Source organism: Rhizobium sullae, from assembly GCF_025200715.1.
Classification (GTDB): domain Bacteria; phylum Pseudomonadota; class Alphaproteobacteria; order Rhizobiales; family Rhizobiaceae; genus Rhizobium; species Rhizobium sullae.
This window is the reverse complement of the sequence record NZ_CP104143.1, coordinates 2,729,359-2,753,815: the sequence shown is the minus strand read 5'-3', so window position 1 is coordinate 2,753,815 and position 24,457 is coordinate 2,729,359. Positions and strand designations below refer to the sequence as shown.

Below are 24,457 nucleotides of genomic sequence, written 5' to 3'. Positions count from 1 at the left end.
AAGTCCTCTTAATGTGGTTCGAAGGCGCTTCGCGGCCTCCTGGCGTGTCATCATTTCCGCCCGAAATCCGGGCGGATGATCTTGCCTTCGGGATCCTTGACCATCTCGACCAAGCTTTCGGTCGACAGTTGTTCGATCGCTTCGCGGCCGAGGCGGCCATTCTCCATCAGCCGGAAGTAGGCCAACTCCATTTCCATGGCGTTGGCGAGTTTGCTGAGCAGTCGCAGGCGCTGGCGCAATTGCTGGACCGTCTCCGGTTCGAGGTAGCCGCCGCGCCGGGCGAAAGGCGAGAACTCGCCCCTGAGTAGTTGGAGTTCGTCACTCAGTTTGAGGACAGCTTTCATGCCATGTCCTCGACGTCGCGGTTTTTCCAGGCGGCCTCGATATGTTGTTTTGCCAAGGGTTCTTGGGCACCCATGGCGAGCATCGAAGCAAGCTTCAGTGTCTTATCGATCTGACGAAGAGCGCCGCCCTTCATGCCGATACCGGTCAGGAGTTTGACGCAATCGAGGTCGGCAACGCCCCAGGCGGCAATGAATGCCTGCAGATCCTCGACCCTCGGCTTGTCGCGCTTCAAACGCTTGCCGAGACGGCTCTTGAGCTGATCGTAGGACGGGCCATCGGAGCGCTTCGTGAAGCGGGTGTAAACCTCGTTGTTCCCTACCAGCGCAACACCGCACTGATAGACATCGACGAAATGCCGGAGCTGGTTAATCGCGTCATCAACAAGGTTCTGGGCCTCGTCGATGATGAGCAGCGACCCGCTGCCGATCCGCTGCAATTTCATGCCGATCTTGCGGGTGAGCTTTGCCGGATTATGCTCCTGGACGTCCAGTTCGGCGGCCAGTTCGACGAGCATGCCGTGGACGGTCTTGGTGTGCGGAGAGATCGTCGCGAGATAGGCATGCGGGCGGGTCGCGCAATAATGACGGCAAGCCGCCGTCTTGCCGTTGCCGGCCGCCAACGTGATCATGACCATGTCGGCGGTCATCTGTGCCCAAGCCAGCGTCTCGGTAATTTCCGCGGATATTCGGGTTTTGATGAAGCCCGGCGATGTCGGAATGGAAGCTGCAAGGCCGGCTTGCTCCTCCATCGCCAACAACCACTGTTCGACCTGTTTGTTGGTGGTATCGAGACGGCCAGCGTACTTGCCGGAGAACCATTGGCTGAAGGTACCTTCCGGCATTTGCATGCGTCGAGCGACTTCTGACTTCGTGAAGCCATTGACCGTCGCGATCTCAATCACGCGATCGACAAGCGACCACCAGGTGGTAACGTCGTCCTTAGTGCGGTTCGCCGACAGTTCGGGCGCCTTGAATGGGCGCTCCCATGTCGGGCTGGCGTTCTTGATTTGGCTTGTGCCAATTCTTTCATTCATGATAGTGGGTTCCTGCTTTTGTAGGCCATTGGCCGATTATCGGGCGGGGTTTTCCCCGCCCTTCTTTTTTCTGGAACCGTACGCTGCACGTTTCGGCTCATTGGCCCCGGACGCAGTACCTGTCGGGGTATTTCCTTGCGGAAATTCGATGATCGAGGCGCCGCCGGAGATCCGTGCGAGTGCCTTCGAGAATGTGTCCTCCACCTCGTCTTCGGAGATCGCCGCTGCTGGTTTGAGCGCGACCGCTGCGGCGGTCGCAAGCCGCGTGACGCGCGGGCGGATTGGTTCGGGTTTCGGGGCCGGTTCGGCAACGTCGCCCTTGTAATAGAGGTCAGACAACTGGCTGGCTGATAGGGCAGCGTGAGCGTCGCGCTCGGCTGTGACGGCCTTCGCATAGTCGCGTCGCTTTCGCGCGTGATGACGTGCTGCCTCTTGATCGTTGAAGCCGGCATCCTCAATGCAATCGGCGTCGCATATCAGGACGTTGCTTAGGTCGTAGACTTTGACGACCTGGTGAAGGTTGTCGGGATCAAAGCGGATCGTCACCTTCTGGCCGGCAAACTGGTTCAGTTCGCGGCTCCAATATCGATTGCCTTGGAAGTGGATCTCGCCGCTGCCCTTCTTGGCTCGAATAACCTCCGAGGCGAGAAGCCAGAGCGATTTTTGTGCAGCGGTCGGCCAGCGGACAATGGTGCTGTCGAGGCCCATGCTGTCAGCAAAGGTTTGGTCGAAGCTTCGACCTTTGCAGTCGCCACCGGTGCGGCCAAGCTGAGCATTGTGGGCCGCAATCTGCGCGGAGACGTGAGCGCGGAAGCCATCGAGTGGAATGGCGCGCGATCCATAGTTCTCCGGTTTCGCGTCCGGCTTGTTGCCGACATAGGCGCCAGCACAAAAGGGATGCTTCGCAATCTTCTCGGCGAGATCGCGCCAGGCGCGTTCGATCGGCTTCGACTGGCCAGAATAGGGCGTTGTCCAATGCAGCTCGACCCCGAGGGTAACCAGCAAGCCCTGCGGATCCTCGTCGCGGACCTTGAAACGGAAGCGGTTGGCAACGCCACCGGAAATCCACTTCGAAGCGAAGGCGCGGCCATTGTCGAGAAACATGGCATCAGGAACGCCGAAGTTCTCGACCATGTCGCCGATCACCAGGCGCACGGTTTCCTTGTTTTCGCTGTCGGAGAGGCGCCAGCCGACAATCTTGCCGGAATAGAGATCCTGAATACCGAGCAGGAACATGCGGACCGGCTTTTCTGACCAGGGCACCTTCACAAAGACGTCCAGCTTGTGCCCGTCCATGTTGACCATCTGCATGGCGTGGAGGTGCTGGCGCAGTCGTCGCTGCGCAGGGTAAAGCTTCTTGGCAGTTTCCCTGCCTTTGCGGGCGAGCGTCTGGACTGCTTTCGAGACCGTTGCGTTCAGGCGGCGGCGCAGGGTGCGCTCGGCGGCGATGGGCGCCCAACCGTGCTTTGCCGCGGTGGCGGCCATGCGGCGGTAGCACTCCGAAAAGGCCGGCGCCTCGGGGCGCAAATAATCCGATTTGAGATAGTCCCAGGCTCGTTCGTCGCAGTCGGCACGAGCGCCCTCGGTGCGGAAGGAAGGCGCCAGCGCAGCGAGCCAATCTTCGCGATTGGTGCCGAGCAACATTTCCCGCCACTCGTAATATGCAGACTTGCTGCAACCAGCCTTCTTCGTAGCGATCGCTATGGCGGCTGACGAAGTGACGCCCACACGCTCAAGGCTCTCGACCTCAACAATGGTATTCAAGCGCCATTCACAAATGGCCTTATGCTCGTGTGAAAGCCCTTCATAGCGCGCCCACAGGGCGGCTTTTCGCACGGCGCTGGCATCATCTCGATCATTGGCTGGCGTGTCATGCACGATCACCAGCCGGGTTTGGGCGGATGGCGGCAACAACGAATAGTGATATTCCCAAACCGGCTTCGTCTTGCCGGGCGCCTTGCGGGCGAGCTGATCATCACCGCGCCATCTGGCACGTGCAAAATTGTCCAAGCTCTTCTCCGCCCTCGGAAGATCGGGCAGATTTGCTGCGGCCAGCTCGGCGACGGTGAAGAACTCTTTCATGATCTGCCCCTGCGCTTGATGTTGACGGGAAGGGAACGCAGTATCTTTAGCTCCGCCGCCACTTTCGCCTGCTCTTGCTGAAGGCGGGCAATTTCGGCGAGGCGCGCTTCATCGCCTTCGAGAACGATGAGACCATCTTCGGAGACGACCATGTCCCAAAGCCAGTTGGCGCCTGTGGCGCGAACGAAGGCCTTGAAGCGGACCAGGCTGACGTCGTGGGTTTCCTTGCTCTCGGCCGTGTATGCGTCGAGCGTCGCGCGCGAGAGGTTTGGCAGGCCGAGATATTGGGCCATGCGGGCGGCAATCACCTCCCGGCCATGTGGGCATTCTCGAATTGCCTGAGCCATCGCCCGTTTCAGCTTTGAACGGAACCGTGAAAGGTCGAGCGTTGCAGATGGCGCGCGGACAGGAAACAGTGGTTCCAGCCAGAAGTCGAGTTGACCAGGGTGCTTGCTCACGCAGCGGCCTCCTCTGCGATCTCGGTCATGAGCGGGTCGCCGGCCAGACCAATGTGCTGCAGGAATTGATCGCGGGTGTCTTCGCTTGCGTCTTCCCAGGCGGCGACAAGCTTGGAGAGCAGCGCCGCCTGCTGGGCCGCCGCGTTCGACGCAGGGCGCGGTGCGGGTTCGACAAGATTAAGCGCCTTCTTAAGGTCACCCTCGGCCTTAAATGCGATCGCCACCTGGCGCTGCTTCTTCGGTTCCATCTTGGCGAGGCCAAGCAGGGCAGATTGGTTATCGGCGACGGAAGTGCCGCGAACTGCGATGCGTAGGTCCGTGTGCAGGTTCTGTGCGATCTTGTTGAGGTATTCGACGGACCTGCGCGACAGGCCGAGGCGATCGGCTACATGGCTCGTAAAACCTGTGCCTCGCTCGCCCTCAAACAATTGCGCAAGGTTTGCGCGATTTCCCGGTCTGCCAGCCTCGATCTTGCCGTGGGCCTTTTCCCAAACATCCCTGTATGTGGCCACGAAGATGGCGCGGTCGATGACGGACAGCTCATTGCGGAAGAGGTTTTCAGTGATCTCGATCAACTGGCCTTCAGCCTGGTCGGCATCGACGACGATTGTATCGATCTCGGCGTCGTCATTGATCTCTGCGGCACGAAGGCGATGAGCGCCTGCGACGACGGTGTATGGCGTGGCGCCCTTACCTTTCGCAGGTGTCCTGCGCACGGTGATGGGATTGATCTGGCCGTGCTCCACCATCGACTGAGCGATGGCAAGCGCATGTTCTTCTTCGACGGCCCGTAGGCGTTCAGGGACAAAGATGTCTGAAATTTTGAGACGCTTAAACTCGGCCATTATGCTGCCGCCCTCTTAATTTCCTGCATGAGCATGTCTTTGGCGCGCGCAGCCATCTGATCGTACGCGCGCTTGAATGGAGGGTCCTGAAGCCGTTCATCGACCGTGCGGACCGCCATGAGGATCTGGGTTCGGCCGCGCATTTGCATCATTGCGACGCGGCGCCTGGGGATATCGAACTCGACGACAAGAATGTAGGTCGCGATCTGACGGGCGAGGGCGGCATCGAACCAGCGGTGAGGCGGGTCGATGACGTCGCGGACTGCCAGATGGGAGAAATGCTGCCGGACAGAGCCAAAAACGGCTGCCATCATGGCTTGGAGGCGTTCTTCTTCGGAGTAGGGATTTACCATGTACTAGACCCTATGAGCTGCTGAGCTACGCGTGCCGAGACCGCGACCAGTGTCATCGAGAGCACGACGAGAACCAGGAGAAGATCGGCAGCAATAGTGAGGCGGGAGTGTGAGGGAATGAACGGATTGCGCGTGTCGATTTTGCCGGCGCGTTTCGTCATTGCGAGACTCGGAAAGTTCGGCGATTGTGGAAAGGTGGAGCGGGCGGGATCGGTCGCTGCCAGCCGGAGCGGACCATCGTCGAAGGGTGTGTTGCCGCTTTGCTGAGCACCTCGTATGAGGTGGCGCAGATGGCAAAGGCTAGAGCAGCTATTCCCGCCCGTCCGCATCTATGCAGCACTCCTAGTTGGAGTGCCGTTGCTGGACGGGGACAGATAATCCGAGGCGAGTATGTGGGAGCGGCGCTTCGGATAACGGTCGGGAAAGAGCTTCTCGACTTCCACACCAAGGAAGTCTGAAATAGCTTGTTCAACGCGAGAATTGGGGCGGGTCCAGATGTTACGGAAGCCGCTCTTACTTAGCTCCTTCATCTCGGCGAGCCCCGCCAGGGTCATTCCCCTGCGACGAAGCTCGGCGAGAATGGAATGACGGTCCCACGTCGGGGCTTTTGTCATTTCTTACTCCTCAAGGAGCGGATGTTGGCGCATCCGCTTTTTGTGTGTCGTTCATGTGCAAATGTCGTCGATCAAATCAGGCGACTTAGATAGGGTTAAATTACGTTTGGATTTTTGTAAAGGCCAGATGTGATTTTATGTGTGACTAATTGGCTAGGCCGGAAGTTGAACCAAAAACGCCAATGGGCCGCCGCTTAAGAGAGCTGCGGAACACGCTGAAAATAGAGGATCGTGATGTCTTGGCCTCGGCCATCGGCGTTAGTAAAAGCGCGCTTGCGCACTATGAGCGCGGTGAAAGAACACCGGACGGCGACGTCCTGGCACTTTATCGTCAGCGCTACGGGGTAAACGTGAACTGGATCGTCACGGGCGAGGGCGAAATGTTCGATGACCCGTCGGCCGCGCCGGCGCCAACCGCATCATTCGATACGAAATTGCTGGACCGTTTGGCGGGTATTGTCACAGCGGTTCATCGTGCCACCGGTATTCGCATAGCGGCGGAAAAGGTCGCGGTGGAGGCCGGAAATCTCTACAACGATCTGATCAAAAAGGCTGATGACATTCGCGATCAGGATGAGGTGTCATCCCTCCTTCCATGGGTCGAAAACAAACTACGAAAGCGGCTCGAAGAGGCAACGAGCAAGCCCGGCACCGGCAAACGCTCGGCTTCATGATTGTCTAGCTGTAGCGCGCAAAGAACCGCTCGCGCTGGAAGCACGGCGACGATTCTTGAGATGTCATTGATCGGCGGCCGCGGAGCCAACCTCCGGAACCGAAAAGCGCCGCTAAAGAGGCGGCGCTTGAGATATTACTAAACTATAGATTACATTATATGCGTCCGTCCCTAACCTTAAGATTGAACTTAAGGCCACACGCACTTTAATTCAACGCGATTTTCGGCTTTCACCAGTAGTTATTGCCGATGCGTTGACGAAATTCACGAACGGCTTGCAGTGTGGGTGCCGCGCTCGCTTTGCTTCCGCCCAACATACCTGCTTTGAAGAAGGGATCCGTGTCCGTGAGACCGTCGATCCGCTTCAACTCAGTTTCAAATGCCTCACCGCTCCTCCTCCAAATAAACCGGCCCGTGGGCGTCCAGAAGTGAATGCCCGACGTCTTCATTGCTTCATTCCGGTCATGGGCGAATCCCAAGCAGATTGAGATTTCGGTTCGGTCAAATAATTCTTCAGCTCGGGATTCCGCGAGGGCAATGTCTCTTGCTTCCACAACGAATTGCCTGGCGAGATAAGCGCTGACGGGTGTCCGGTTTTGTTCCACGCCTGGCAGGATTTTCCAGTCCATGCTGTTGGATAGGAATGGCAAGACGCTCACGAGCTTCGCATTGCGCCCGTCGGCTTTAATTTCAGCGCTTTGCAAGCCGTTAATTGCTTTCCAATCCTCTCGGTCAATGAGACCAGCTAAGTTCCAATAGAAGACGATGCTCGCGCCGAATTCGCGTAGGTTGATGTACCATGTGTATCCGCCCTGAGATTCTGCAGCGAAGCTCAGGGACTGAATTGATCGGACCACCGCTCTGTTAGCTTCAGTGGTTCCCCACCGTCCACAGATCAAACACGCGCGTCGCAACACCTCTGTACGCACCATGAATGTAGCGACGATACTGTTTAGCGTCTCGCTTGTCGGATTGGCGGTCGGATAATCTGGGCCAGAAACGTATTTTCGTACGCTCTCGACCTCGGCATGAAGGAACTCCGCCCATTCCATTGCGAATTGATCGTCTCGGCAGTAGCGCTTAGCCAAGGCGACAGCCATTTCGACACTCTGCGGGTGCGGGCGAGATGCCGCCTTGAGGGCCTCAAGCGTCTCGTTCAGCTTTACGAAGAAGCTATCAGCGTCAGCGATCGGGAAGCTCCGGCCGCCACGCTGATTTAGCATGTCCTGCGCGAGCCCGCGCACATCGCCGCGCGCCGCCCAGTAGAACGGATATCGCCGTGAAGGCGCGCGTAGGATGGCTGATCGCAACGCCGTGTCCCATTCGCCCGACCATCCGACTGCAAGCAGACCGAACTGGTCGAAAACTTGGTCTAAAAGGGCATTCATCGCCGGCGAATAGCCCGCCAACTCCGCGTCCGTATTCTTAATTCGCGCATCGAGATAGTCGCCATGGACCTTGATCACTGTGCATTCCGCGTGGACCAAGGGCGTCGCACCAGCGATCGCGTCATCGCTGGCGATCACTGTGGGCTCGATTCCAGCTTCGCGGAGGGCATTCTCAATCAACCTGTCGAAGTTTGTCGTGACAATCACCCGCACTGCGCCGGAAACTACCAGTTGGGCGATCGCATGATGTGCCTTCGTCGGCCTGCGCGTATCATCTCCTTCCGGAGCATTGATGTAACTATGGAGGATCGCACGGCGCTCAGCAGGTGTTGAAGCCAACGCATCGAGAATCTCCGAATAATTCGGTTCTCTGGTGTATTTGTCGCGATACCACTTCGCCCATTCATCATGCTTGGTTATGCCATCGAGCGCCGCCAAACGCCGGATTAGGTCGAGGGTGATTTCCCAGCCGGTTGGGATTCCAGCTGCGCGCGAAAGTCCAGAGCCGACCAAAATCGCATGAACGCCTGGGCTGTGGTGGAGGGAGAGGGCAAGAGCATCGTATGGAGGCAAGTCGATCACGTGGCACCTAAAAAATGACTTTGACCCACGGTATCATGATTCTTCCTACGTCTTCAGCGTGTGCCGTCCTCGCCTCATAATAACATTATGGAAATCTCAATCGCGGAAAGCGCCAGTCGCCCATCCTCAGGCAACCAACGACCGCGACGGAAACCCATTCTGGAGCCTATTTTGCTGGCTTGTTGTGCGCAATCGCTAGAATATAGCTCGCAGGCCAGAACGAACAAAACGCTAGTAACGACAGCAAGATCGTCAGCCGGATTCCCGCACCAACGTAATTGATCGAAATATAATAAGCCGTGACGGAGATGGCCGAAATGACAGCGCACGTTATAATCAGGTAAGATTGTTGAGAATGCTGGAAATCTCTTCCAAAAACATAGCCGGAAGCCATTGCAACGGCACTCACCAAGTGAAGTGCTTCGTATCCCTCGGGCACATTTAGCCCAAGATAAGACATAGTAGCCGCCGCGAGCGATAGGCATGCTGTGATGCCAAAATCTTTAGTCGTCATGGAGCGAACTTGGTAACTGGCAGTGCAACAAAGGTTGATGCAATAGGCTGTTTTTGGTCGTCGAAAATAACCATTTCTGTAAGACCTGTCGTTCCACTTGATTTGCCAGCACCAAATTCTTGGATAGAGCCTTTGACGATAATCGCTTCAGAACCGATTTTTTCCCAGTCGGCGAAAAATGATCCGGCGTCCCCTTTATCGGCAGCAAATGCAGGCAGTGTCTGAAAGTTGACCTCTCCCTTTTGCTGTTTAGCGGCTCCAGCCAGGCTATCGATGGTTAATTCCGACCAATAGTCGCCGACATTGGCTATAGCTACATATAAATCTTCTGGGGCAGCTAGGCCCATCTTGGTCACCGACGCGCCGTCGGAATCGAAGAAAAATGAAACTTCGAAATGTCTCTTCACCCCGCTCTCGTCGCTATACGATGATGAAATTTTGCTAGTGTATCGCTGCTGCCCCGCAGCTATTCCAGCATCGTTCTTCCCGTAAATCGAAGCTCGCTGCACGGTATTATTGTTTCCGTAGGTGATTGGCGCATCATCGTCGATGTTGTTGAGCTCAGCTACGGGATATTGGGTGCATGCAGTTTCCCCAGGTGGAAGCGGTTTGACAAATTGATGCCTTAAGCCGGCCTTTTTCCAGTTGAAGTTCAACGGGGATGATTGCGGACTATTCTTGATATAATGCCAGACATAGTTCGCTCCGTCCTTCCGGTCGACGTCTGACGCCCATTCGAAATTTAGGTCAGTGTAGGTTACAGTGCCGCGAATTGCCCGAGGTAGCGTCCGATCAAATTCGGATGTTCCACAGTCAGACTGAGCGGCGCTCGTACCCGCAAGAAGCGCCAAAAGCAGCGTACCGCAAGACGTTCGAAGCACTTTATCCCCCATTCGTGCTGAGCGATGTTTATCACTTTTTTCCTAGATACGACGCTTGATATCACTACAACTCAGAAGGGCGCAAGTTCCGACCGCGCCCACTATGTCTGCCTGGTACGCGAATGACGCGCAGCTAACGTGACGGATAGTGGCGCGGGGCATATGGAAATCTCGGACCCTGCGGGTCGCACGCGACGCTGTCAAAACTCGATGTTTTCCGGGCTTTCAGTTTGGTTGCTGAGAATTTCCATGCGGATGTGGAAATCTAAATTGGCTTTTTGTCTCAATCGATCAGATGCTGTGCGCGGTCGATAGCTGCCGACAACCAAGCAGATCGTTATTTTTCAATTATTTAAAGACAGTAAAAGTCGGATGGAGAGTCTTCATGGTTGAATTGAGCCAAGCCGCTCGGATCTGCCGTTGGGCCGGTAGCACATCCGCTCCGTCGCGCGGCGCTGACAAGGATGTGGTAGCTCAAAGTCCCAGTGACCATTCCTCAAAACCACCGCGTTCTAAGGCTTTTCCGCCAGTTCCCGCTTCTTCCCGGTAATTCCCACAAATTCCGGTGTGCGGTGACAAACTACACCTGTTCGATGACACGTGTAATCTGCCCCTGCACGTCCGATAGCACGTTTTCCTTCGCGCCGCGGCTGTTGCGTCGCTCCATGGCGATTCGCTTGCTCTCGGCTTTGTATTCCTCGACGTAGGCGTCAATAATCGAGGTGTCGGCGAACACCTCCCGCAAGCGATCGACGACGTCGCGTTCGATCTTTTCCACATAGTACCGGCCGCCGTTCGAGCAGCTGCCCGATTCCTTGTGAGTGCTGCAACCACGCGCGGCCCGCTGCGATCAGAACCGAAGATCGACAGGCCGCCGCCGCATTGGCCGCACTTCAGCAGGCCGGACAGCAGACGCTTGTTCTTCGGCGCCTGTCGAGCATGGGGACCGCCCGTCGCTTCCTTGCGCTCCTTCGCGGCCTGAAACAATTCTTCGTCAATGCTGCGAAGGTGAGGGGCGTCGACAGTCTCGATCTTGTCGTCGCTGTTGATCCGCGACACTCGGCGGCCGGTCGAGGGGTCTTTGACCATATAGACGCGATTCCAGACGATCTGGCCGGCATAGATCGGGTTGCGCAGGATGCCATTGCCGCGCTGACCGTTGCCGTTGATGGTGGATGCATTCCATTGCTTGCCGCGCGGTGCGGCGATCCCTTCAGCATTGAGCGCAGCTGCGATCGAGCGCGGCGCAATGCCGGTGATATACATTTCGAAGATCCGGTGAATAACGTCAGCTTCCTGCTCGACGATTGCCAACTCTCCCTTTTTTCCCGCAACTGGCGCATAGCCGTAAGCCTTGCCACCTGCATTGCGTCCAGACCGTACGACGCCGGTCATTCCCCGCCTTACTTTCTTCGCGCCTTCTTCGCGCTGCATCTGGCCGACGATGCCGTACATGCCAATCTGGACGGTATCCATATGGCCACCGTTGACGCAGTTCATTTCGATGTCGCGAAATTTCAGTGGTCTTGTGGACGTGGGCGAGGTCAGCGATATCGCGCGAAATGCGATCGGGCGATTCCGATATGACGGCGTCGAACTCCTGACGCTCGGCAGCCTGCATCAGATTGGCGAGGCCGGGGCGCCCGAACATCGATGCGCCCGACTTCGCACGGTCGAAGAATTCATTAACAACCTCGAAACCGTGTCGCGTGGCATAGTCCCGGCAAAGGCTGATCTGATCCTCGACCGACTTGTCGTTCTGCAAATCGGTCGAGTACCGAGCGTAAATCACCGCGCGTTTCATTGCTTTGTCGCCTGCTTGTCCTCTGGAAGGTTTTCATTAGCTGGCGTTGGCGGGATCGCGTCAAGACGTGCCGAGGACGATCCTGGCGTACTGCGCGCGGTTCTTGCCCAAGGACAAAAGTGCGATCGCTTCAAAAATATTGGATAAGGTTTGGGACGATAAGCCGGAATTTGATTTTCGAGCAGCTTCCGAGAGCATTGTGAAGGTGACGCCTTGCGATGGGCGGTACAGGCGTCGACGATAGGCGAAGCCGACGCTGATTGTCGATATGCTTCCGGTTCATCGATCCTGCTGATCGACCTCGGCGTTTCAACAACTACCACTGGGTTCTCCCGCTTCGTTATCATGCGCGTGGCGCTTTGCGGCCGGCATGAACATCGCCAATCGTCAAGTTAATTTCGGGTACTGAGCGTTTAACTGTGTTAGATTACTTCAGGGGCGAAATATTGCCGATCTCTAAAGATCAACCTTCGAGATACGTGGATTTGTCGCCTATGGTCCATAGGCCCGTTGAGCGGATTCGCGATAACACAAATGAGGAGGAAAATAATGGCCGATTTTAGAGACCGCAAAAAGGCAATGGAAGACCAATACTTCCAGGACGCCGAGAGGACCCTCAAGCTCAAATCTCGTCATGACAGGCTTTTGGCGAAGTGGATCGCAGGCCTCATTGGTCGGGATGACGTTGCAGGTTACGCTGATGAAATCACTGATGCCCGCTTCAAAGGTGGTGGGGACGCTGGAGTTCTCTCGAAAGCTCTAGCTGATCTTCAAGCGGCAGGTCACAGTATCAGCGAGCAGGACGTCGCAGCGAAGATGCGCGAATTTATGGTCGAGGCCGCTGAACAGCTTTGAGCACGGCCATACGTCATCCTCTCCTCGTTTGAGGTCAAACGCCCTGCAATGATTATGGAAAGCTCCCGCCCGAGCCACATATGACATGGCGCAACTGCAGCGCAGGGTCAAGCCGGTCCATGTCCAAGCCTCCCCAGTCAAAGCCTCTCCTTAGCGATGCCGATGCGCCGGTTCGATCCCGGCCGCGCAAGCGCCGTGATCCAGCGCAGCCGAACCTGCCCCTTGATCCCATGCCTGTACGCATCGAGCCTTGTCTGGCGCTCACAAAAGCGAAGCCGCCAAAGGGACCTGACTGGGTCTTCGAAATTAAATGGGACGGGTATCGCCTCGCGGTGCACATAGAACCGAAGCGCGTCCGGATCATGACCAGGGGCGGGCATGACTGGACACATCGCTTTCCTGCGATCGCTGAGGCCGCCAAGCAGCTCGGCGTGGCGACGGCAATCCTTGATGGCGAGGCAGTCGTTCTCGATGAACAGGGAAGGCCGAATTTTGGACTGCTGCAGCAAGCACTCGGTGGCCGGGGCGGCAAGCGCAACTCAGGTGAAGCACTCTTCATGGCGTTCGATCTGCTTTATTTCGATGGTCGTGACCTGACCGAAATGGAGCTGTCGGCGCGACGCCATCTGCTCGAAGGGCTGATCACCGGCCAGGAGCGCGATGTTCGACTTTCCGAACAGGTCGAGGCCGACGGCGCGCAGCTGCTCGCCGCTGCCTGCGAGCATGGCCTGGAAGGCATCATTGCGAAGAATCGGCACAGCACCTATCGCTCCGGGCGCCTCGGCGACTGGGTGAAGGTGAAATGCCTCCAGAGCGACAGCTTTGTGATCGTCGGCTATGAGCTCTCCACGGTTGCACGCGCCGGCATTCGCTCGCTCATGCTGGGGGCGCGAAAAGGTAACGACCTAGTCTATGTCGGCTCGGTCGGGACCGGCTTCAACGAGCGCACCGCGCGAGAGCTGCGCGAAAAGCTGGATCGCATAAAGGTGAAAAGACCGACGGTCGAATACGAAGGCCGGCGGAAGGATATCGTTTGGGTGAGGCCGACGCTGATTGCCGAGATCGAGTACCGGGCGTGGACGCACGATGGAAACCTGCGGCATTCGTCATACAAGGGCCTGCGCGAGGTGCAGGACAATGCGGCAATTTACGAGATTGAATGATCGTCCTCCCACTCGTGATAGACAATTCAGGGCCGTGCCTTGTGACTAACTGGCATGTGATTTGCGGCCGCCACCCGGAAAAGCCACAGGAAACACTGTGGGGCTACAAGACGTCGCCAACCCATATTCAGCTTCATCTAACAAAAAAAGGCAATGACTTGCACTTCATGCCAGGTGAGTATTTGCCGCTCTATGATCGAGAAGGGCAACCGGTTTGGCTAGAGAGTCCGCTAAAATCTAAACTGGTAGATATTGCCGTAATCCCGATTATTTTTCCGGATGATTCTCTGATTCACCCCGCGAATGAGATCGCGCCATCTACCGGAACCGCACTTGAGCCGGGGATACCGGCACCGGCTCCAGGCAAACCATCGCGGTGAAGCAGATTGAGGCTTTAATCAATCGGCGCGGCCCAAAGGTTGCTCGTGAGATACTGGATGTTCTGGCAAATGCCGAACGTGGGCCGCTGACAGCAACTCAGATCAAGGCCGTCGAACTGCTGATGACCGACCCGGAATATGCCAATCTCATAACGCCAGATGATCTGACGAACGCCATTGTGGATCTGCTCTTCACGGCAGAAGACGAAGCAAAGATTTTCGCGGCTAGCCATAAGCTCACGTTCTGGAGAGCGCTGGCGATTACCTGGTTCAGGAAGTGCAGGAAGCGGAAGCATCCAATCGCTAAGGCGGCGTGAGCTTTTTGGCTGCCATCTTCGGGCCGTTGTTGTCCGCGGCCCGATTTTCCTTCCGTTTGTTTCGGTAGCGGTCTATCGCTTGTTTAAGCGCAATCTGCCATGTTCCCAGGCTGATCTCGGTCCGTTCATGCTGTCGGCTGTCGTGACCATTACGGTCCTCCGCTACCACACGTCCTTTGTCCGACCCGGAGACATCGGTAACAGGTCGTAGCCTGTAGCCGGTCGCGAAATTCCGGAAATCTGACACTGGGTTCTGGAATTTTCGAAAAGCATTTCCCGCCAGCGGTACAAGGCAGGCGCTTAATCTAGGGGCCGGTTGTACTGCTCGATCCGCATACAACGGCCAAGAGCCTCCGACAGCGCTTCAGGCGAGCGTTCGCCTGAGATCACCAGACCCACTGCTGTCGTCATGGCTACGCGGCCGCGGCCGCTCTCTATCAGGACACGATGATCTTCGCACCACTGGCGAACCACTGTTGTGACCAGCTCGATTTCATTTTCATTGAGCGGAAGAAGGTCTAGAAGAGACATCTATAGCCCCTCCAATAATGGCAAGAGCGCAACGAGTCTCTCAACCGGTCTCAGCCGTTAAACTCGGGGCCGGCAAGGCAGCATACGCCCGCCATGTCGTGATGCAATACGTTCATAGCGCACAGGAACCTTTTGATGCGCTTTGCATTTACCATGTGTCGCGCGACGAGCTCGCCCGTTAATCGCGGCTGGCGTGCGTCCCCGTTCGCCCAGCGAAGTCGCGTGATGCCTGTACTGTAGGATCCAGACAACCGCAGCCAGGATGCGGCAGGGCTCGTCTCAAACCCCTCAATGGCGAGCCCGGTCGTTGTCCCGCGGCAGACAAATTCGTCATCTTTGTGAATGCCCTGGCAGAGCGGTCAGCTCTCCATCACATAACTCGTGGCGTCGTCCTGCTTATCGCGCAGTCCCTTCTAAGAGGGACGCCGTCCGATGCGCGGGAAGCCTTCAGTTCGCATGCGCAAATAACGAACGGAATGCCGCAGAGGTGTCGAGCGCGGGCTACAATGGTGAGGCGATCTTTGCATCGTGGCTTTCGTGTCGGTTGATGAAATTAAGTCATCGGACGACTGGGAACTTTCAACCGCCTCAAATGTTGAGCAGAATGGATCGTGCGGCCAAGCTCTCCTGTAACCGTGCTTCCCTCTTGCACGTGGCTGTGCGGTCCGCCTCAATCTCCGAGCATCGGTATGATAGGGTACGGAAACCGTGGTCCGTATGATGCGTTGATCTTGTGAACGTCTCCCGGCGTTCCTCTTTGTCAACAAATAGCCCCGATGCGTTGGGGCTCTTTGTGGTGAAGGAGCGAAGTGATTACGCTCACCGAGACTCACGCGAGATATAAACTTCTGGCTCGATGGACACTACTCGGATGGCATCACCTATCGAGTTGAGCAGGATTGCCCCAGTGGTAGATGAGCTCGCATCGATCTCTGCCAACATGAGTAATTTTCAATCGGTTGCCATCATGATTGATGACGTCCGGTGCTTCCTTCCTGAGAACTGGGAAACCTATCGTTATCCCGATATTTCACAGTTGATCGACTGGGCGAAGCAAAGGGAATTCTATTGGCGAATAGAGCACGATATTTTCATTATGAAAAATCGTGTTTGACCCCTTTCGCGCGTCGCGCGGGCGCCAGGGAGCTCTCTTCTTCTCCCGCGCCGCCCGCGCTTGATGAGCGCCATTGTCACCCGTTATCATCAGTTCTCTTGTTATTTCTTGCTTCCCCGGGTTGGTAGGTGCTGGAACCAAGCGGGTGGCATTTTCGTTTTCCTTTCGGCGTTCAAAGAAAGGAAATCCAATGCAGGTCGTCGGAACACAGGTTATCCCCCTTGGGGGCGGGAAGGCTGGCTTTACGGTCGAATTCGTCGGCGACGGCGGCGAGGTCGTTTCCGTCCAGTTGAGGAACGATGCTGAACGCTCGCTCAATCGCCAGAATGCCATAGAAAAGGCGAAAGCACTGATGAGCCAGATCGCATCAGTCAAGACGCCGGAGGGCGGGACGATGAGCGTCAAGCTGAGCGCGCGCGCGTCTCACGATCGTTTGACGCTCGAGGAGCAGCTTGACGAGGGGCTCGAGGATACGTTTCCGGCCAGCGATCCAGTGTCGGTGACGGGCACGACTATCAAGCACTAAAATGAATGTCCTGGTAGTTCTGAATTCCCGTTCGATAGAGATTTAAAGAAAAGGCGAGCAGTTTGACGACTGCTCGCCTTTTTTGCCTATGTCATCAGCAACGGAACGCTGATGACAAGGCCGACGAGAATAACGGCGGTCGCGATCCGCAAAAGACGCATGCGCCGTGTACGCTCCCCGCTCCAATCATAGGTCATGGCCTGTCTCCTCGGGGCAAGGACTTAGCGCCCGGTAAACCGGGTTCAATAGCTATGACGCAACTTGCTTGCGTAAGGCTGATCTAATTTAATGCTTGAAAAATTAGCGAAATAACGACTTCAGCCGCCGAAGCGAAGTGCCCAGCGGCTGCCATTATGGGTCATGCGGATGACGGATAAGGGTTCGATATCCACAAGCCAGAAAGAGGAGAGCGGGGCCCGCAGCACGTTCAGGATAGCAGTGCGTATGAGCGCGGCATGACTGACGGCGACGACATGGCCGCCGAGCGTTGCTTGCATTTCCATCCATTCGGCCGGCCGCTCTGCGAGTTTTCTGATGCTTTCGCCGCCATGCGGTGCCGATTCCGGGTCGCTCATCCAGGCGAGCAGGTTGTCGGGCTCCTGCGTCTGCAGGTCGGCGATTGCCACTCCCCTCCACCGGCCGTAATCGCAGTCGGCAAGCAGCGAATCGGGAAGAGAGCTGAGCGAGAGCGCTTCTGCGGTTTGGCGCGTGCGCAGCGCCGGACTTGTGAGGACGCGATCGGCCCGCTGTAGCTGACCGGCAATCGCCCGCGTCTTCGCGACGGCGTTTTCCTCAAGCGGTTCGTCTAGCGGAAAGCGGCCGCTACGGCCGGCGCTCGTCAGGTCGTGGCAGATCCAGGTGAGCCGGGTATGCACGTTCCTTCGTTCTCCGGAAATGCGATGGGGAGCCAGATGAAGTCTCGTTGACAGTTCTCCGCGCGTAGATATAACGGTCATGTTGCGGGTTTGGAAGCCGGTGAAAATCCGGCGCGGTCGCGCCACTGTGACCAGTCTGCGAAAGCAGGCTGGAAGTCAGACCCTACCGTACAACGCTCTTTCTACTGAACGCGTCTTCCAGGAGGAAAACATGTCTGACACCACTTTCGCGCCCGTCGCAGCACCAGCGCCGATCCCGGTAGGGGAAATCCTGCCTTGGGCGATCTTCGGCGGTCTGCTGATGATCATCGCCATCTATTTCGTCGGCACGGAAGAGGGCGCCATGGCGCTGTTTTCCGGCGGCTACGTCCACGAGTTCGTGCATGACGGCCGCCACCTTCTCGGCTTCCCCTGCCACTAAAGGACGACAGACATGGTTGGAACTCTTTTGCTCCGTGGCATGCTCGCGGGGGCGGTCGCTGGCATTCTGGTGTTTGCCTTTGCCTATACATTCGGCGAGCCGCTGGTCGATCAGGCAATTGCCTTCGAGGAAGCCGCTGCCCAGGCCGCCGGCGAAGGAGCCGAGCCTGAACTCGTCAGCCGTGCCACACAGGCCGGTCTCGGCCTCTTCACCGGCGTGATGACTTATGCGATTGCTGTCGGCGGCCTCTTCTCGCTCGCCTTCGCCTTCGTTCACGGCCGTTTCAGCCAGCTCAGCGCCCGTGGCACAGCCGCGGTGATCGCGCTTGCCGCTTTCGTTGCAATCGTCCTCGTTCCTGCGGTCAAATACCCGGCCAACCCGCCGGCGGTCGGCAGTCCGGATACGATCGGCGTGCGCACCGAGCTTTTCTTCCTGATGATCGTCGTTTCCGTTGCCTCGCTCATCGCCGCGGTGGCGCTGGCGCGCAATCTTTCGGCACGTTTCGGCATTTGGAACGCTGCGATCCTCGCGGGTGCCGTCTATCTCGTCTTCATTGGCTTCGTTCAGTACATGCTGCCGCCGATCAACGAGATACCGGAGTATTATTCGGCGATGGTGCTCTGGCGCTTCCGCACGACATCGCTCGGCATGCACGTCATCCTGTGGGCGGCTCTCGGGATCGTCTTCGGAGCGCTAGCCGAACGCCGTCTGGCGCTGCGGGCGGGTATGCGTCCGGCGTTCCGGTGATCCGGACTTAGTGCGTTGCCTCTTAGTGGGCTCGTCAAAAGAGAACTCCTCATTCCTGTGACGAACACAGGGATGAGGAAACAATTGGCAACATTGCCGCGATCTCGTCAACCGATGAGGGCGAAGCGATGGGTGGCAAGACTAAGCCTGGCGGCACTTTTTTTGTCCGCCACCGGCAGCGCAATCGCTCACAGCAGCAACTCCGCTGGCAGCCATACCGGCATCCCGATCCCGGAAATCTCGCATGGCGAGATGGCGGTGATGGCGGAATACCGGGATCGGATCATCGATCTTGCCTCGCAGGCGACCGATACCAACGAGCCGTTCCGGCGGGTGCTGAACTATGCGCGGATCCAGTATTCTTACTGCTTCTGGGGCCGAATGCCCGGAAGTGTGACGGACGAGCGCAGCCCATTCAACGAATGCGCCCATGCTTATCTCGCGGCAACCAAGGCCGTTCTGATCGCCATGGGCGACATGCCGCGGGAAGCCGATGCCGCATCGGCGATCATCACAGATGCCGATGCCGAGATGGTACGGCGCGGACTTTCGCTGATCACCTGCCGCTTCAGTGGCGAGACATTCAACACGGCGAATGTCGTGCGCCCGCGCTGGAGCGAGATTCCGATGCACGCGGCAAGCATGGCGTCGCTATCGGCGCTTATGGGCATTCTCTTAGGCGTGTTCATTGCGGCCAAGCGCCTGCTTAGCGGTCAGTCGTCCGAATAGCGCTGCTCGCGCCACGGGTCGCCATACATGTGGTAGCCGTTCTTTTCCCAGAAGCCGGCGTGGTCGGCGGGGATGAGGTCGATGCGGCGAAGCCACTTGGCGCTTTTCCAGAAGTAGAGATGCGGCACGACCAAGCGCATTGGGCCGCCGTGATCGCGCGTCAGCGGCCGGCCTTCCCACGACGTTGCAAGGATCGCGTCTTCGGCTGCGAAATCGGCGAGCGGCAGATTGGTCGTATGGCCGTCATGGCTCGTCAGCATCACGTAATTGGCTTCCGGCTTCGGCATTGCGAGATCGAGAAGGTCGCGTGTCGAGACGCCCTTCCATTCGTTGTCATAGCGCGACCATGTGGTGACGCAATGAATGTCGCTGACCTTCGTGCTTTGTTCGAGCGTCTGAAAGGCGGTCCAGCTGAAGTCGAGCGGCGTTTCGACGAGCCCGCGCACCTCCAGCCGCCATGTGTCCAGTGAAATAACCGGCTGCTGGCCGAGGTCGAGAACCGGCCAGTTCTTGACGAGATGCTGGCCGGGCGGCAGACGCTCGGTTTCCGGACGGCTGATGCGGCCGGTGAGAAACTTGCCTTCGGCGGCCCAGCGGCGCTTCGAGGTGGTGAGTTTGCTGTCGGCGGGGTTCTGCTCGTCGCTCATGCAGGGTATCCTCATCGCGTTGGCGCAATAGGATATCCAGGCCCCGTGCGAGTCAAGACAATCCGCCTCTTGGAAATCCGGTATCCGGTCATTAGACTTGAAGTGTCGGGTATGCCTCTCGGGGGAGGAGGCGCAAAGGGGAGGAGCCGGACCTGTCGTCCAGACTCAGGCTGATATTCGCGCTGTTTTCGGTGCCGTTTGTCGTCTTCGCGTTCTTCTATTATGGCGGGGCGGTGGCGACGCGCGCCTATATGGGCGAGGCGTCATCCCAAGGCGGAACGGCGCTCAGGTTGGCGGTTTCCGCGCTCAGCGGCCACCTCAACCGCTATGAGGCGCTGCCAGCGTTGATTGCCGATCACGACAACATCAAGGAACTGGTCAGCCGCCCGGACGACCAAGCGTTGCGCGATGCGGCGAATCTCTATCTCAAGGAGATCAACGGGCTTCTGAAATCCTCCGATATCTATGTGATCAAGCCGGATGGCGAGACGATCGCGGCAAGCAACTTCGACCTGCCGGGCAGCTTCATCGGCGAGAATTTCAGCTACCGGCCCTATTTCCAGGATGCGCTTGCCGGGCGCCAGTCCCGGTTCTATGCGTTGGGAACCACCTCACTGAAACGCGGATATTACTTCGCCTCGCCGATCCATGCGGATGCCGAAATCCGCGGCGTTATCGTCTTCAAGGTCGATATCGACATGATCGAGGCTTCGTGGGGCGACGGCGAATACCGCATCTTCGTGTCGGATCCCGAAGGCATCATCTTCATGTCGGGCAAGCCGGGTTGGCTCTATAACGGCATTTTGCCGCTGACGGCAGACCGCATCGCGCGCACCGGAGCGTCCCGCCGCTACGCGAACGCGCGGTTGACGGCGTTGCCGATCACGCGCAGCCATTTCGAAGAGCATGAGCTGATGTCGCTTGTCGAAGAAGGCGTGCAAAAGGAATACCTCGTGCTCTCGCACTATATGCCGGCCGAGGACTGGACCGTGAACGTACTGATGGATACCGGTTCCATCCGCACGCAGGCGCGTACCGCGCTTGGCGCCGTCTTCCTCATTCTCTGCATCGCCGGGCTGGCGATCGCAATCTTCCGGCAGCGGCGGATGCGGCTCAACGAGCGCATGCATCTGCAGGCGGAAGCGCGCAACGAGCTGGAGCGGCGCGTCGAGGAGCGCACGGCCGACCTTGCCCGCGTCAACAGCCGTATCGAAGAGGAGATCGCCGAGCGGCGGCTGACCGAGCAGCAGCTTCGCCAGACTCAGGCCGATCTCATCCAGGCAGGCAAGCTCGCCGGGCTTGGCCAGATGTCGGCGGCGCTCTCGCACGAGTTCAACCAGCCGCTTGCCGCAGCAAAGACCTATACGGACAGCGCGGCCGTGCTCCTGGATCGCGGGCGGACGGCGGAGGCACAGGACAATATCCAGCGTATCGGCGGGCTCATTGACCGCATGGCATCCATCAGCAAGCATCTGCGCAACTTCGCCCGTAAGCCGAACGAGAAGCTCGGCCCGGTGCCGCTTGATGAAGCGATCCGCGATACGCTGGAGATCATCGCCTGGCGGCTGAAGGCGGCAGATGCCGACTTGCGGGTCGATCTCGGCCCCCGTCCGCCCGTCGTCCGTGCCGGGTCCGTGCGCCTGCAACAGGTTCTGGTGAATGTGATTTCGAACGCGGCCGATGCCGTTGAAGGTCTCGAAGACCGGCGGATCGAGGTGACGGCCCTGGAGGAGAAGGGCAAAGTGGTGCTGACGGTACGCGATCATGGACCGGGCGTGCCGGCGGCGATCGCCGAGCGCATCTTCGATCCCTTCTTTACAACCAAGGGCGTTGGCAAGGGACTGGGGCTCGGGCTTTCGATTTCCTACAATATCATCAAGGATTTCGGCGGCAGCCTGATGGCTGCCAGTCATCCGGAAGGAGGTGCCGTGTTCCGCATCGATCTGCAATCGGCGGCCGGTATGATGCCAGAGGCGGCGGAATGAGCGAGCAGAAGATCTTGCTGGTGGACGACGAGGAGGAGCTGCGCCGGTCGACGGCGCAGGCACTGGAGCTTTCGGGCTTCAGCGTCGAGACGTTTTCCACCGCCGACCATGTGCTGGAGCTGATCGGCTATAGTTTTGCAGGGGTCGTCGTCAGTGATATCCGGATGCCCGGCACCGACGGCATGACGCTGATGCAGAAGATCCGCGAGATCGACGTGGAAGTGCCGGTTATCCTCGTCACGGGCCATGGCGATGTGCAGCTGGCGGTAAAGGCGATGCGCGAGGGCGCCTATGATTTCATCGAAAAGCCGTTCACGCCGCAGATGCTGGCGGGAGTGATAAGGCGGGCCATGGAGCGCCGCAGCCTCGTGCTGGAAAACCGCGTGCTCAGGGCCGTTGCCGGGAAACGCGACGATATCGAAGCGCGTCTGCCGGGCCGCACGCAGGTGATGGTGGATTTGCGCTATCGCATCCGCGCGATCGGGGCGAGTGATGCCGATACGTTGATTGTCGGCGAGACGGGAGCGGGTAAGGAGGTCGTCGCGCGGGCGCTGCATGACATCAGTGCCCGGGCGAGCCGGCCGTTCATAGCCATCAACTGCGCGGCGCTGCCCGCAAACCTGATCGAGAGCGAACTTTTCGGCCACGAAGCCGGTGCGTTTCCCGGTGCAGTGCGGCCTCGCTATGGCAAGTTCGAGCACGGGCGCGGGGGCACGATCCTGCTCGATGAAATCGGGTCGATGCCGTTTGATTTGCAAGCGAAATTCCTGCGGGTGCTGCAGGAGCGGGTCATCTCCCGCCTCGGCTCGAACGACATCGTGCCGCTCGACGTGCGCTTCATCGCGACCAGCAAGGTCGATCTCGAAGTCGAAGTCGCTGCGGGACGCTTCCGCGCCGACCTTCTCTACAGACTGAATGTCGCGACGCTGCACGTACCGGCACTGGCGCAACGGCGGCCGGATATCCCGCTGCTGTTCCTCCAACTCGTCCGCGAGGCGGCCGCACGCTACGGCCGTGACGAGATGGCGGTACCACCCGAGGTGATTTCCGACATCGCCCAGCGGGATTGGCCTGGCAATGTGCGCGAGTTGCGCAATGCCGCGGACCGCTTCGTGCTCGGCCTCGACGGAGAGCGGCAGTTGGGCGAGGTCAGCGGCCTTGCCGATCGAGTCGCGGAGTTCGAGCGCAGCGTCATCGCCAGTGCGCTTGTAGCGCATGGCGGCAGCCTCAAACCGGTCTACGAGTCGCTGCAGATCTCCCGGAAGACACTGTACGAAAAGATGCAGAAATACGGGCTGGACAAGAAGCTACTCGTCTCCGAGTAGGCGAATGGGTGGATTTCCACACATCATCAAACCCGTTTGTTTCCGAATCGACCCATGCTGCGCCGCACACGTGAGGAATTCGCGCGAAGGGGAGGGCAGGGCTGATTGCGGTAGCAGGTTCAGGACGTGCTAATGGCCCTATTCGCATTGGCGCGTGGGAAGCGTCGGTGGTATTTTGTTTTCATCAGGGAGGAAAAAGATGAAAATCCTGAAAGCCATGCTTGGCATGACGGCGGCCGTTGCCGTCTCGCTTCTCGCAAACGGCGCATCCGCGCAGACCTATCCAGAGCGCACTATCACGATGGTCGTGCCCTTCTCGGCCGGCGGCCCGACCGATACGGTTGCCCGCCTCGTTGCCGAATCCATGTCCAAGGATCTCGGCCAGCAGATCGTCGTCGAGAACGTCGGCGGCGCGGGCGGTACGCTCGGCGCGGGACGGGTGGCCGCAGCCAGCCCGGATGGTTACACCATCCTCCTGCACCACATCGGCATGGCGACCAGCGCCACGCTCTACCGCAAGCTTGCCTATGACACGCTCGGCTCCTTCGATTATGTCGGCCTCGTCACCGAGGTTCCGATGACGATCGTTGCCCGCAAGGATCTGGAGCCGAAGGACCTGAAAAGTCTGATCGATTATGTGAAGGCGAACAAGGACACGGTGACCTACGCCAATGCCGGCATCGGTGCCGCCTCGCATCTTTGCGGCATGATGTTCATGAGCGCGATCCAGACGCCGTTGACGACTGTCCCTTACAAGGGCACTGGCCCGGCGATGACCGATCTTCTCGGCGGCCAGGTCGACTTCATGTGCGACCAGACGACCAACACGACGAAGCAGATCAAGGGCGGCACGATCAAGGCTTACGCCGTCACCTCGCCGAAGCGTCTCGACGTCCTGAAGGATATCCCGACGGCCGTCGAAGCCGGTCTGCCCGGTTTTGAAGTCGGCATCTGGCACGGCATCTACACACCGAAGGGTACGCCGGCAGAGGTCAACGAGCGTCTGTCGAAGTCGCTGCAAGTGGCGTTGAAGGACCAGAACGTTGCAGCTCGCTTCGCGGAACTAGGCACTGCGCCGTCGGCGGAAGCCGACGCTACGCCTGCCGCCCTGAAGGCGAAGCTTGAAGGCGAAATCGCTCGCTGGAAGCCGGTGATCGACGCTGCCGGCGAGTATGCCGACTGAGGCGTAGTGCCATTTGGCCCCCTCACCCTAACCCTCTCCCCGCTGGGGAGAGGAGACTCTGGTAAGCATTCGGCATGACTTCCGTGA

Annotated in this window: 28 protein-coding genes and 1 pseudogene; 13 read left to right on the top strand and 16 right to left on the bottom strand. The window is 58.3% G+C overall.

Annotated elements, in window-relative coordinates:
• Positions 1-50: 50 nt before the first annotated feature.
• The 8 genes from N2599_RS13960 to N2599_RS13925 all read right to left on the bottom strand — a co-directional run bounded on the left by N2599_RS13960 (position 51) and on the right by N2599_RS13925 (position 5,730).
• Positions 51-344 (bottom strand): hypothetical protein, encoded by a 294-nt coding sequence (locus N2599_RS13960; protein WP_037140899.1) that lies wholly within the window; start codon positions 342-344, stop codon positions 51-53.
• A complete protein-coding gene (locus tag N2599_RS13955; RefSeq protein WP_027508178.1) occupies positions 341-1,378 on the bottom strand; it encodes an AAA family ATPase in 1,038 nt (345 codons plus the stop codon). The genes N2599_RS13960 and N2599_RS13955 overlap by 4 nt, the downstream gene beginning before the upstream one ends.
• A 36-nt stretch (positions 1,379-1,414) precedes the next feature.
• Complete coding sequence (locus tag N2599_RS13950) at positions 1,415-3,460, bottom strand: transposase domain-containing protein (protein WP_027508179.1); 2,046 nt, start codon at positions 3,458-3,460, stop codon at positions 1,415-1,417.
• Complete coding sequence (locus N2599_RS13945) at positions 3,457-3,918, bottom strand: hypothetical protein (RefSeq protein ID WP_027508180.1); 462 nt, start codon at positions 3,916-3,918, stop codon at positions 3,457-3,459. The genes N2599_RS13950 and N2599_RS13945 overlap by 4 nt, the downstream gene beginning before the upstream one ends.
• Positions 3,915-4,763 carry a ParB N-terminal domain-containing protein gene (locus N2599_RS13940; protein ID WP_027508181.1) on the bottom strand — a complete coding sequence of 283 codons (849 nt, stop codon included), beginning with the start codon at positions 4,761-4,763 and terminating at the stop codon, positions 3,915-3,917. Before N2599_RS13940 ends, N2599_RS13945 begins: the two co-directional genes overlap by 4 nt.
• The gene (locus N2599_RS13935) at positions 4,763-5,116 is read right to left on the bottom strand and encodes a hypothetical protein (RefSeq protein ID WP_027508182.1); all 354 of its coding nucleotides are present in this window, start codon (positions 5,114-5,116) and stop codon (positions 4,763-4,765) included. The genes N2599_RS13940 and N2599_RS13935 overlap by 1 nt, the downstream gene beginning before the upstream one ends.
• Complete coding sequence (locus N2599_RS13930) at positions 5,110-5,277, bottom strand: hypothetical protein (RefSeq protein WP_156915197.1); 168 nt, start codon at positions 5,275-5,277, stop codon at positions 5,110-5,112. Before N2599_RS13930 ends, N2599_RS13935 begins: the two co-directional genes overlap by 7 nt.
• A 168-nt stretch (positions 5,278-5,445) precedes the next feature.
• Complete coding sequence (locus N2599_RS13925; RefSeq protein WP_027508183.1) at positions 5,446-5,730, bottom strand: helix-turn-helix domain-containing protein; 285 nt, start codon at positions 5,728-5,730, stop codon at positions 5,446-5,448.
• A gap of 239 nt (positions 5,731-5,969) precedes the next feature.
• Here N2599_RS13925 and N2599_RS13920 point away from each other — a divergent pair, with 239 nt between their 5' ends.
• Positions 5,970-6,404, top strand: coding sequence for a helix-turn-helix domain-containing protein (locus N2599_RS13920; protein ID WP_245209203.1), 435 nt, complete (start codon positions 5,970-5,972; stop codon positions 6,402-6,404).
• Between the two features lie 229 nt (positions 6,405-6,633).
• Here N2599_RS13920 and N2599_RS13915 read toward each other — a convergent pair whose 3' ends face one another.
• The 5 genes and pseudogenes from N2599_RS13915 to N2599_RS13895 form a co-directional block, all read right to left on the bottom strand.
• Positions 6,634-8,373 (bottom strand): SIR2 family protein, encoded by a 1,740-nt coding sequence (locus tag N2599_RS13915; RefSeq protein WP_084606375.1) that lies wholly within the window; start codon positions 8,371-8,373, stop codon positions 6,634-6,636.
• 166 nt (positions 8,374-8,539) lie between these two features.
• Positions 8,540-8,887 (bottom strand): hypothetical protein, encoded by a 348-nt coding sequence (locus tag N2599_RS13910; RefSeq protein ID WP_156915198.1) that lies wholly within the window; start codon positions 8,885-8,887, stop codon positions 8,540-8,542.
• Entirely contained in the window at positions 8,884-9,543 is a 660-nt protein-coding gene (locus N2599_RS13905) for a hypothetical protein (RefSeq protein ID WP_156915199.1), read from the bottom strand. The genes N2599_RS13910 and N2599_RS13905 overlap by 4 nt, the downstream gene beginning before the upstream one ends.
• A gap of 699 nt (positions 9,544-10,242) precedes the next feature.
• Positions 10,243-11,244, bottom strand: a complete 1,002-nt coding sequence (locus N2599_RS13900; RefSeq protein ID WP_245209204.1) for a recombinase family protein — start codon at positions 11,242-11,244, stop codon at positions 10,243-10,245.
• 109 nt (positions 11,245-11,353) lie between these two features.
• Positions 11,354-11,572, bottom strand: a pseudogene (locus N2599_RS13895) (recombinase family protein); the annotation flags it as partial.
• Between the two features lie 549 nt (positions 11,573-12,121).
• Between N2599_RS13895 and N2599_RS13890 the strand changes: the two are divergent.
• The 4 genes from N2599_RS13890 (at position 12,122) to N2599_RS13875 (ending at position 14,287) form a co-directional block, all read left to right on the top strand.
• Positions 12,122-12,427, top strand: coding sequence for an ATPase inhibitor subunit zeta (locus N2599_RS13890; RefSeq protein ID WP_027508189.1), 306 nt, complete (start codon positions 12,122-12,124; stop codon positions 12,425-12,427).
• Positions 12,428-12,546: 119 nt separating this feature from the next.
• Positions 12,547-13,590 (top strand): non-homologous end-joining DNA ligase, encoded by a 1,044-nt coding sequence (ligD, locus tag N2599_RS13885; RefSeq protein WP_027508190.1) that lies wholly within the window; start codon positions 12,547-12,549, stop codon positions 13,588-13,590.
• A complete protein-coding gene (locus N2599_RS13880; RefSeq protein WP_156915200.1) occupies positions 13,587-13,970 on the top strand; it encodes a hypothetical protein in 384 nt (127 codons plus the stop codon). Before ligD ends, N2599_RS13880 begins: the two co-directional genes overlap by 4 nt.
• Entirely contained in the window at positions 13,967-14,287 is a 321-nt protein-coding gene (locus N2599_RS13875; protein ID WP_027508191.1) for a hypothetical protein, read from the top strand. Before N2599_RS13880 ends, N2599_RS13875 begins: the two co-directional genes overlap by 4 nt.
• Positions 14,288-14,587: 300 nt before the next feature.
• Here N2599_RS13875 and N2599_RS13870 read toward each other — a convergent pair whose 3' ends face one another.
• Positions 14,588-14,818 carry a hypothetical protein gene (locus tag N2599_RS13870; protein ID WP_027508193.1) on the bottom strand — a complete coding sequence of 77 codons (231 nt, stop codon included), beginning with the start codon at positions 14,816-14,818 and terminating at the stop codon, positions 14,588-14,590.
• 871 nt (positions 14,819-15,689) lie between these two features.
• On the opposite strand from N2599_RS13870, the gene N2599_RS13865 reads away from it, so the two are divergent.
• Together N2599_RS13865 and N2599_RS13860 are read left to right on the top strand one after the other, a co-directional pair.
• A complete protein-coding gene (locus N2599_RS13865; RefSeq protein ID WP_156915201.1) occupies positions 15,690-15,932 on the top strand; it encodes a hypothetical protein in 243 nt (80 codons plus the stop codon).
• A 190-nt stretch (positions 15,933-16,122) separates the two neighbouring features.
• On the top strand, positions 16,123-16,458 hold the full coding sequence (locus N2599_RS13860) for a hypothetical protein (RefSeq protein ID WP_027508195.1): 336 nt from the start codon (positions 16,123-16,125) through the stop codon (positions 16,456-16,458).
• Between the two features lie 317 nt (positions 16,459-16,775).
• On the opposite strand, the gene N2599_RS13855 is transcribed toward N2599_RS13860, so the two are convergent.
• Complete coding sequence (locus N2599_RS13855; protein WP_027508196.1) at positions 16,776-17,333, bottom strand: histidine phosphatase family protein; 558 nt, start codon at positions 17,331-17,333, stop codon at positions 16,776-16,778.
• 211 nt (positions 17,334-17,544) lie between these two features.
• Between N2599_RS13855 and N2599_RS13850 the strand changes: the two genes are divergently transcribed.
• The 3 genes from N2599_RS13850 (at position 17,545) to N2599_RS13840 (ending at position 19,230) form a co-directional block, all read left to right on the top strand.
• Positions 17,545-17,754, top strand: a complete 210-nt coding sequence (locus N2599_RS13850; RefSeq protein WP_027508197.1) for a CbtB domain-containing protein — start codon at positions 17,545-17,547, stop codon at positions 17,752-17,754.
• Positions 17,755-17,766: 12 nt separating this feature from the next.
• The gene (locus tag N2599_RS13845) at positions 17,767-18,501 is read left to right on the top strand and encodes a CbtA family protein (RefSeq protein WP_027508198.1); all 735 of its coding nucleotides are present in this window, start codon (positions 17,767-17,769) and stop codon (positions 18,499-18,501) included.
• A 114-nt stretch (positions 18,502-18,615) separates the two neighbouring features.
• Positions 18,616-19,230, top strand: coding sequence for a hypothetical protein (locus tag N2599_RS13840; RefSeq protein WP_027508199.1), 615 nt, complete (start codon positions 18,616-18,618; stop codon positions 19,228-19,230).
• Here N2599_RS13840 and N2599_RS13835 read toward each other — a convergent pair.
• Positions 19,215-19,877: a sulfite oxidase-like oxidoreductase gene (locus N2599_RS13835; RefSeq protein ID WP_027508200.1), complete on the bottom strand. Its 663-nt coding sequence runs from the start codon at positions 19,875-19,877 to the stop codon at positions 19,215-19,217. The two genes, N2599_RS13840 and N2599_RS13835, sit on opposite strands and share 16 nt — an antisense overlap.
• Before the next feature lie 152 nt (positions 19,878-20,029).
• Here N2599_RS13835 and N2599_RS13830 point away from each other — a divergent pair, with 152 nt between their 5' ends.
• The 3 genes from N2599_RS13830 (at position 20,030) to N2599_RS13820 (ending at position 24,370) form a co-directional block, all read left to right on the top strand.
• Positions 20,030-21,862 (top strand): sensor histidine kinase, encoded by a 1,833-nt coding sequence (locus N2599_RS13830; RefSeq protein WP_375714127.1) that lies wholly within the window; start codon positions 20,030-20,032, stop codon positions 21,860-21,862.
• Positions 21,859-23,187, top strand: coding sequence for a sigma-54-dependent transcriptional regulator (locus N2599_RS13825; protein ID WP_027508202.1), 1,329 nt, complete (start codon positions 21,859-21,861; stop codon positions 23,185-23,187). The genes N2599_RS13830 and N2599_RS13825 overlap by 4 nt, the downstream gene beginning before the upstream one ends.
• A 199-nt stretch (positions 23,188-23,386) precedes the next feature.
• On the top strand, positions 23,387-24,370 hold the full coding sequence (locus N2599_RS13820) for a tripartite tricarboxylate transporter substrate-binding protein (protein WP_027508203.1): 984 nt from the start codon (positions 23,387-23,389) through the stop codon (positions 24,368-24,370).
• The last annotated feature ends 87 nt before the right edge of the window (positions 24,371-24,457 follow it).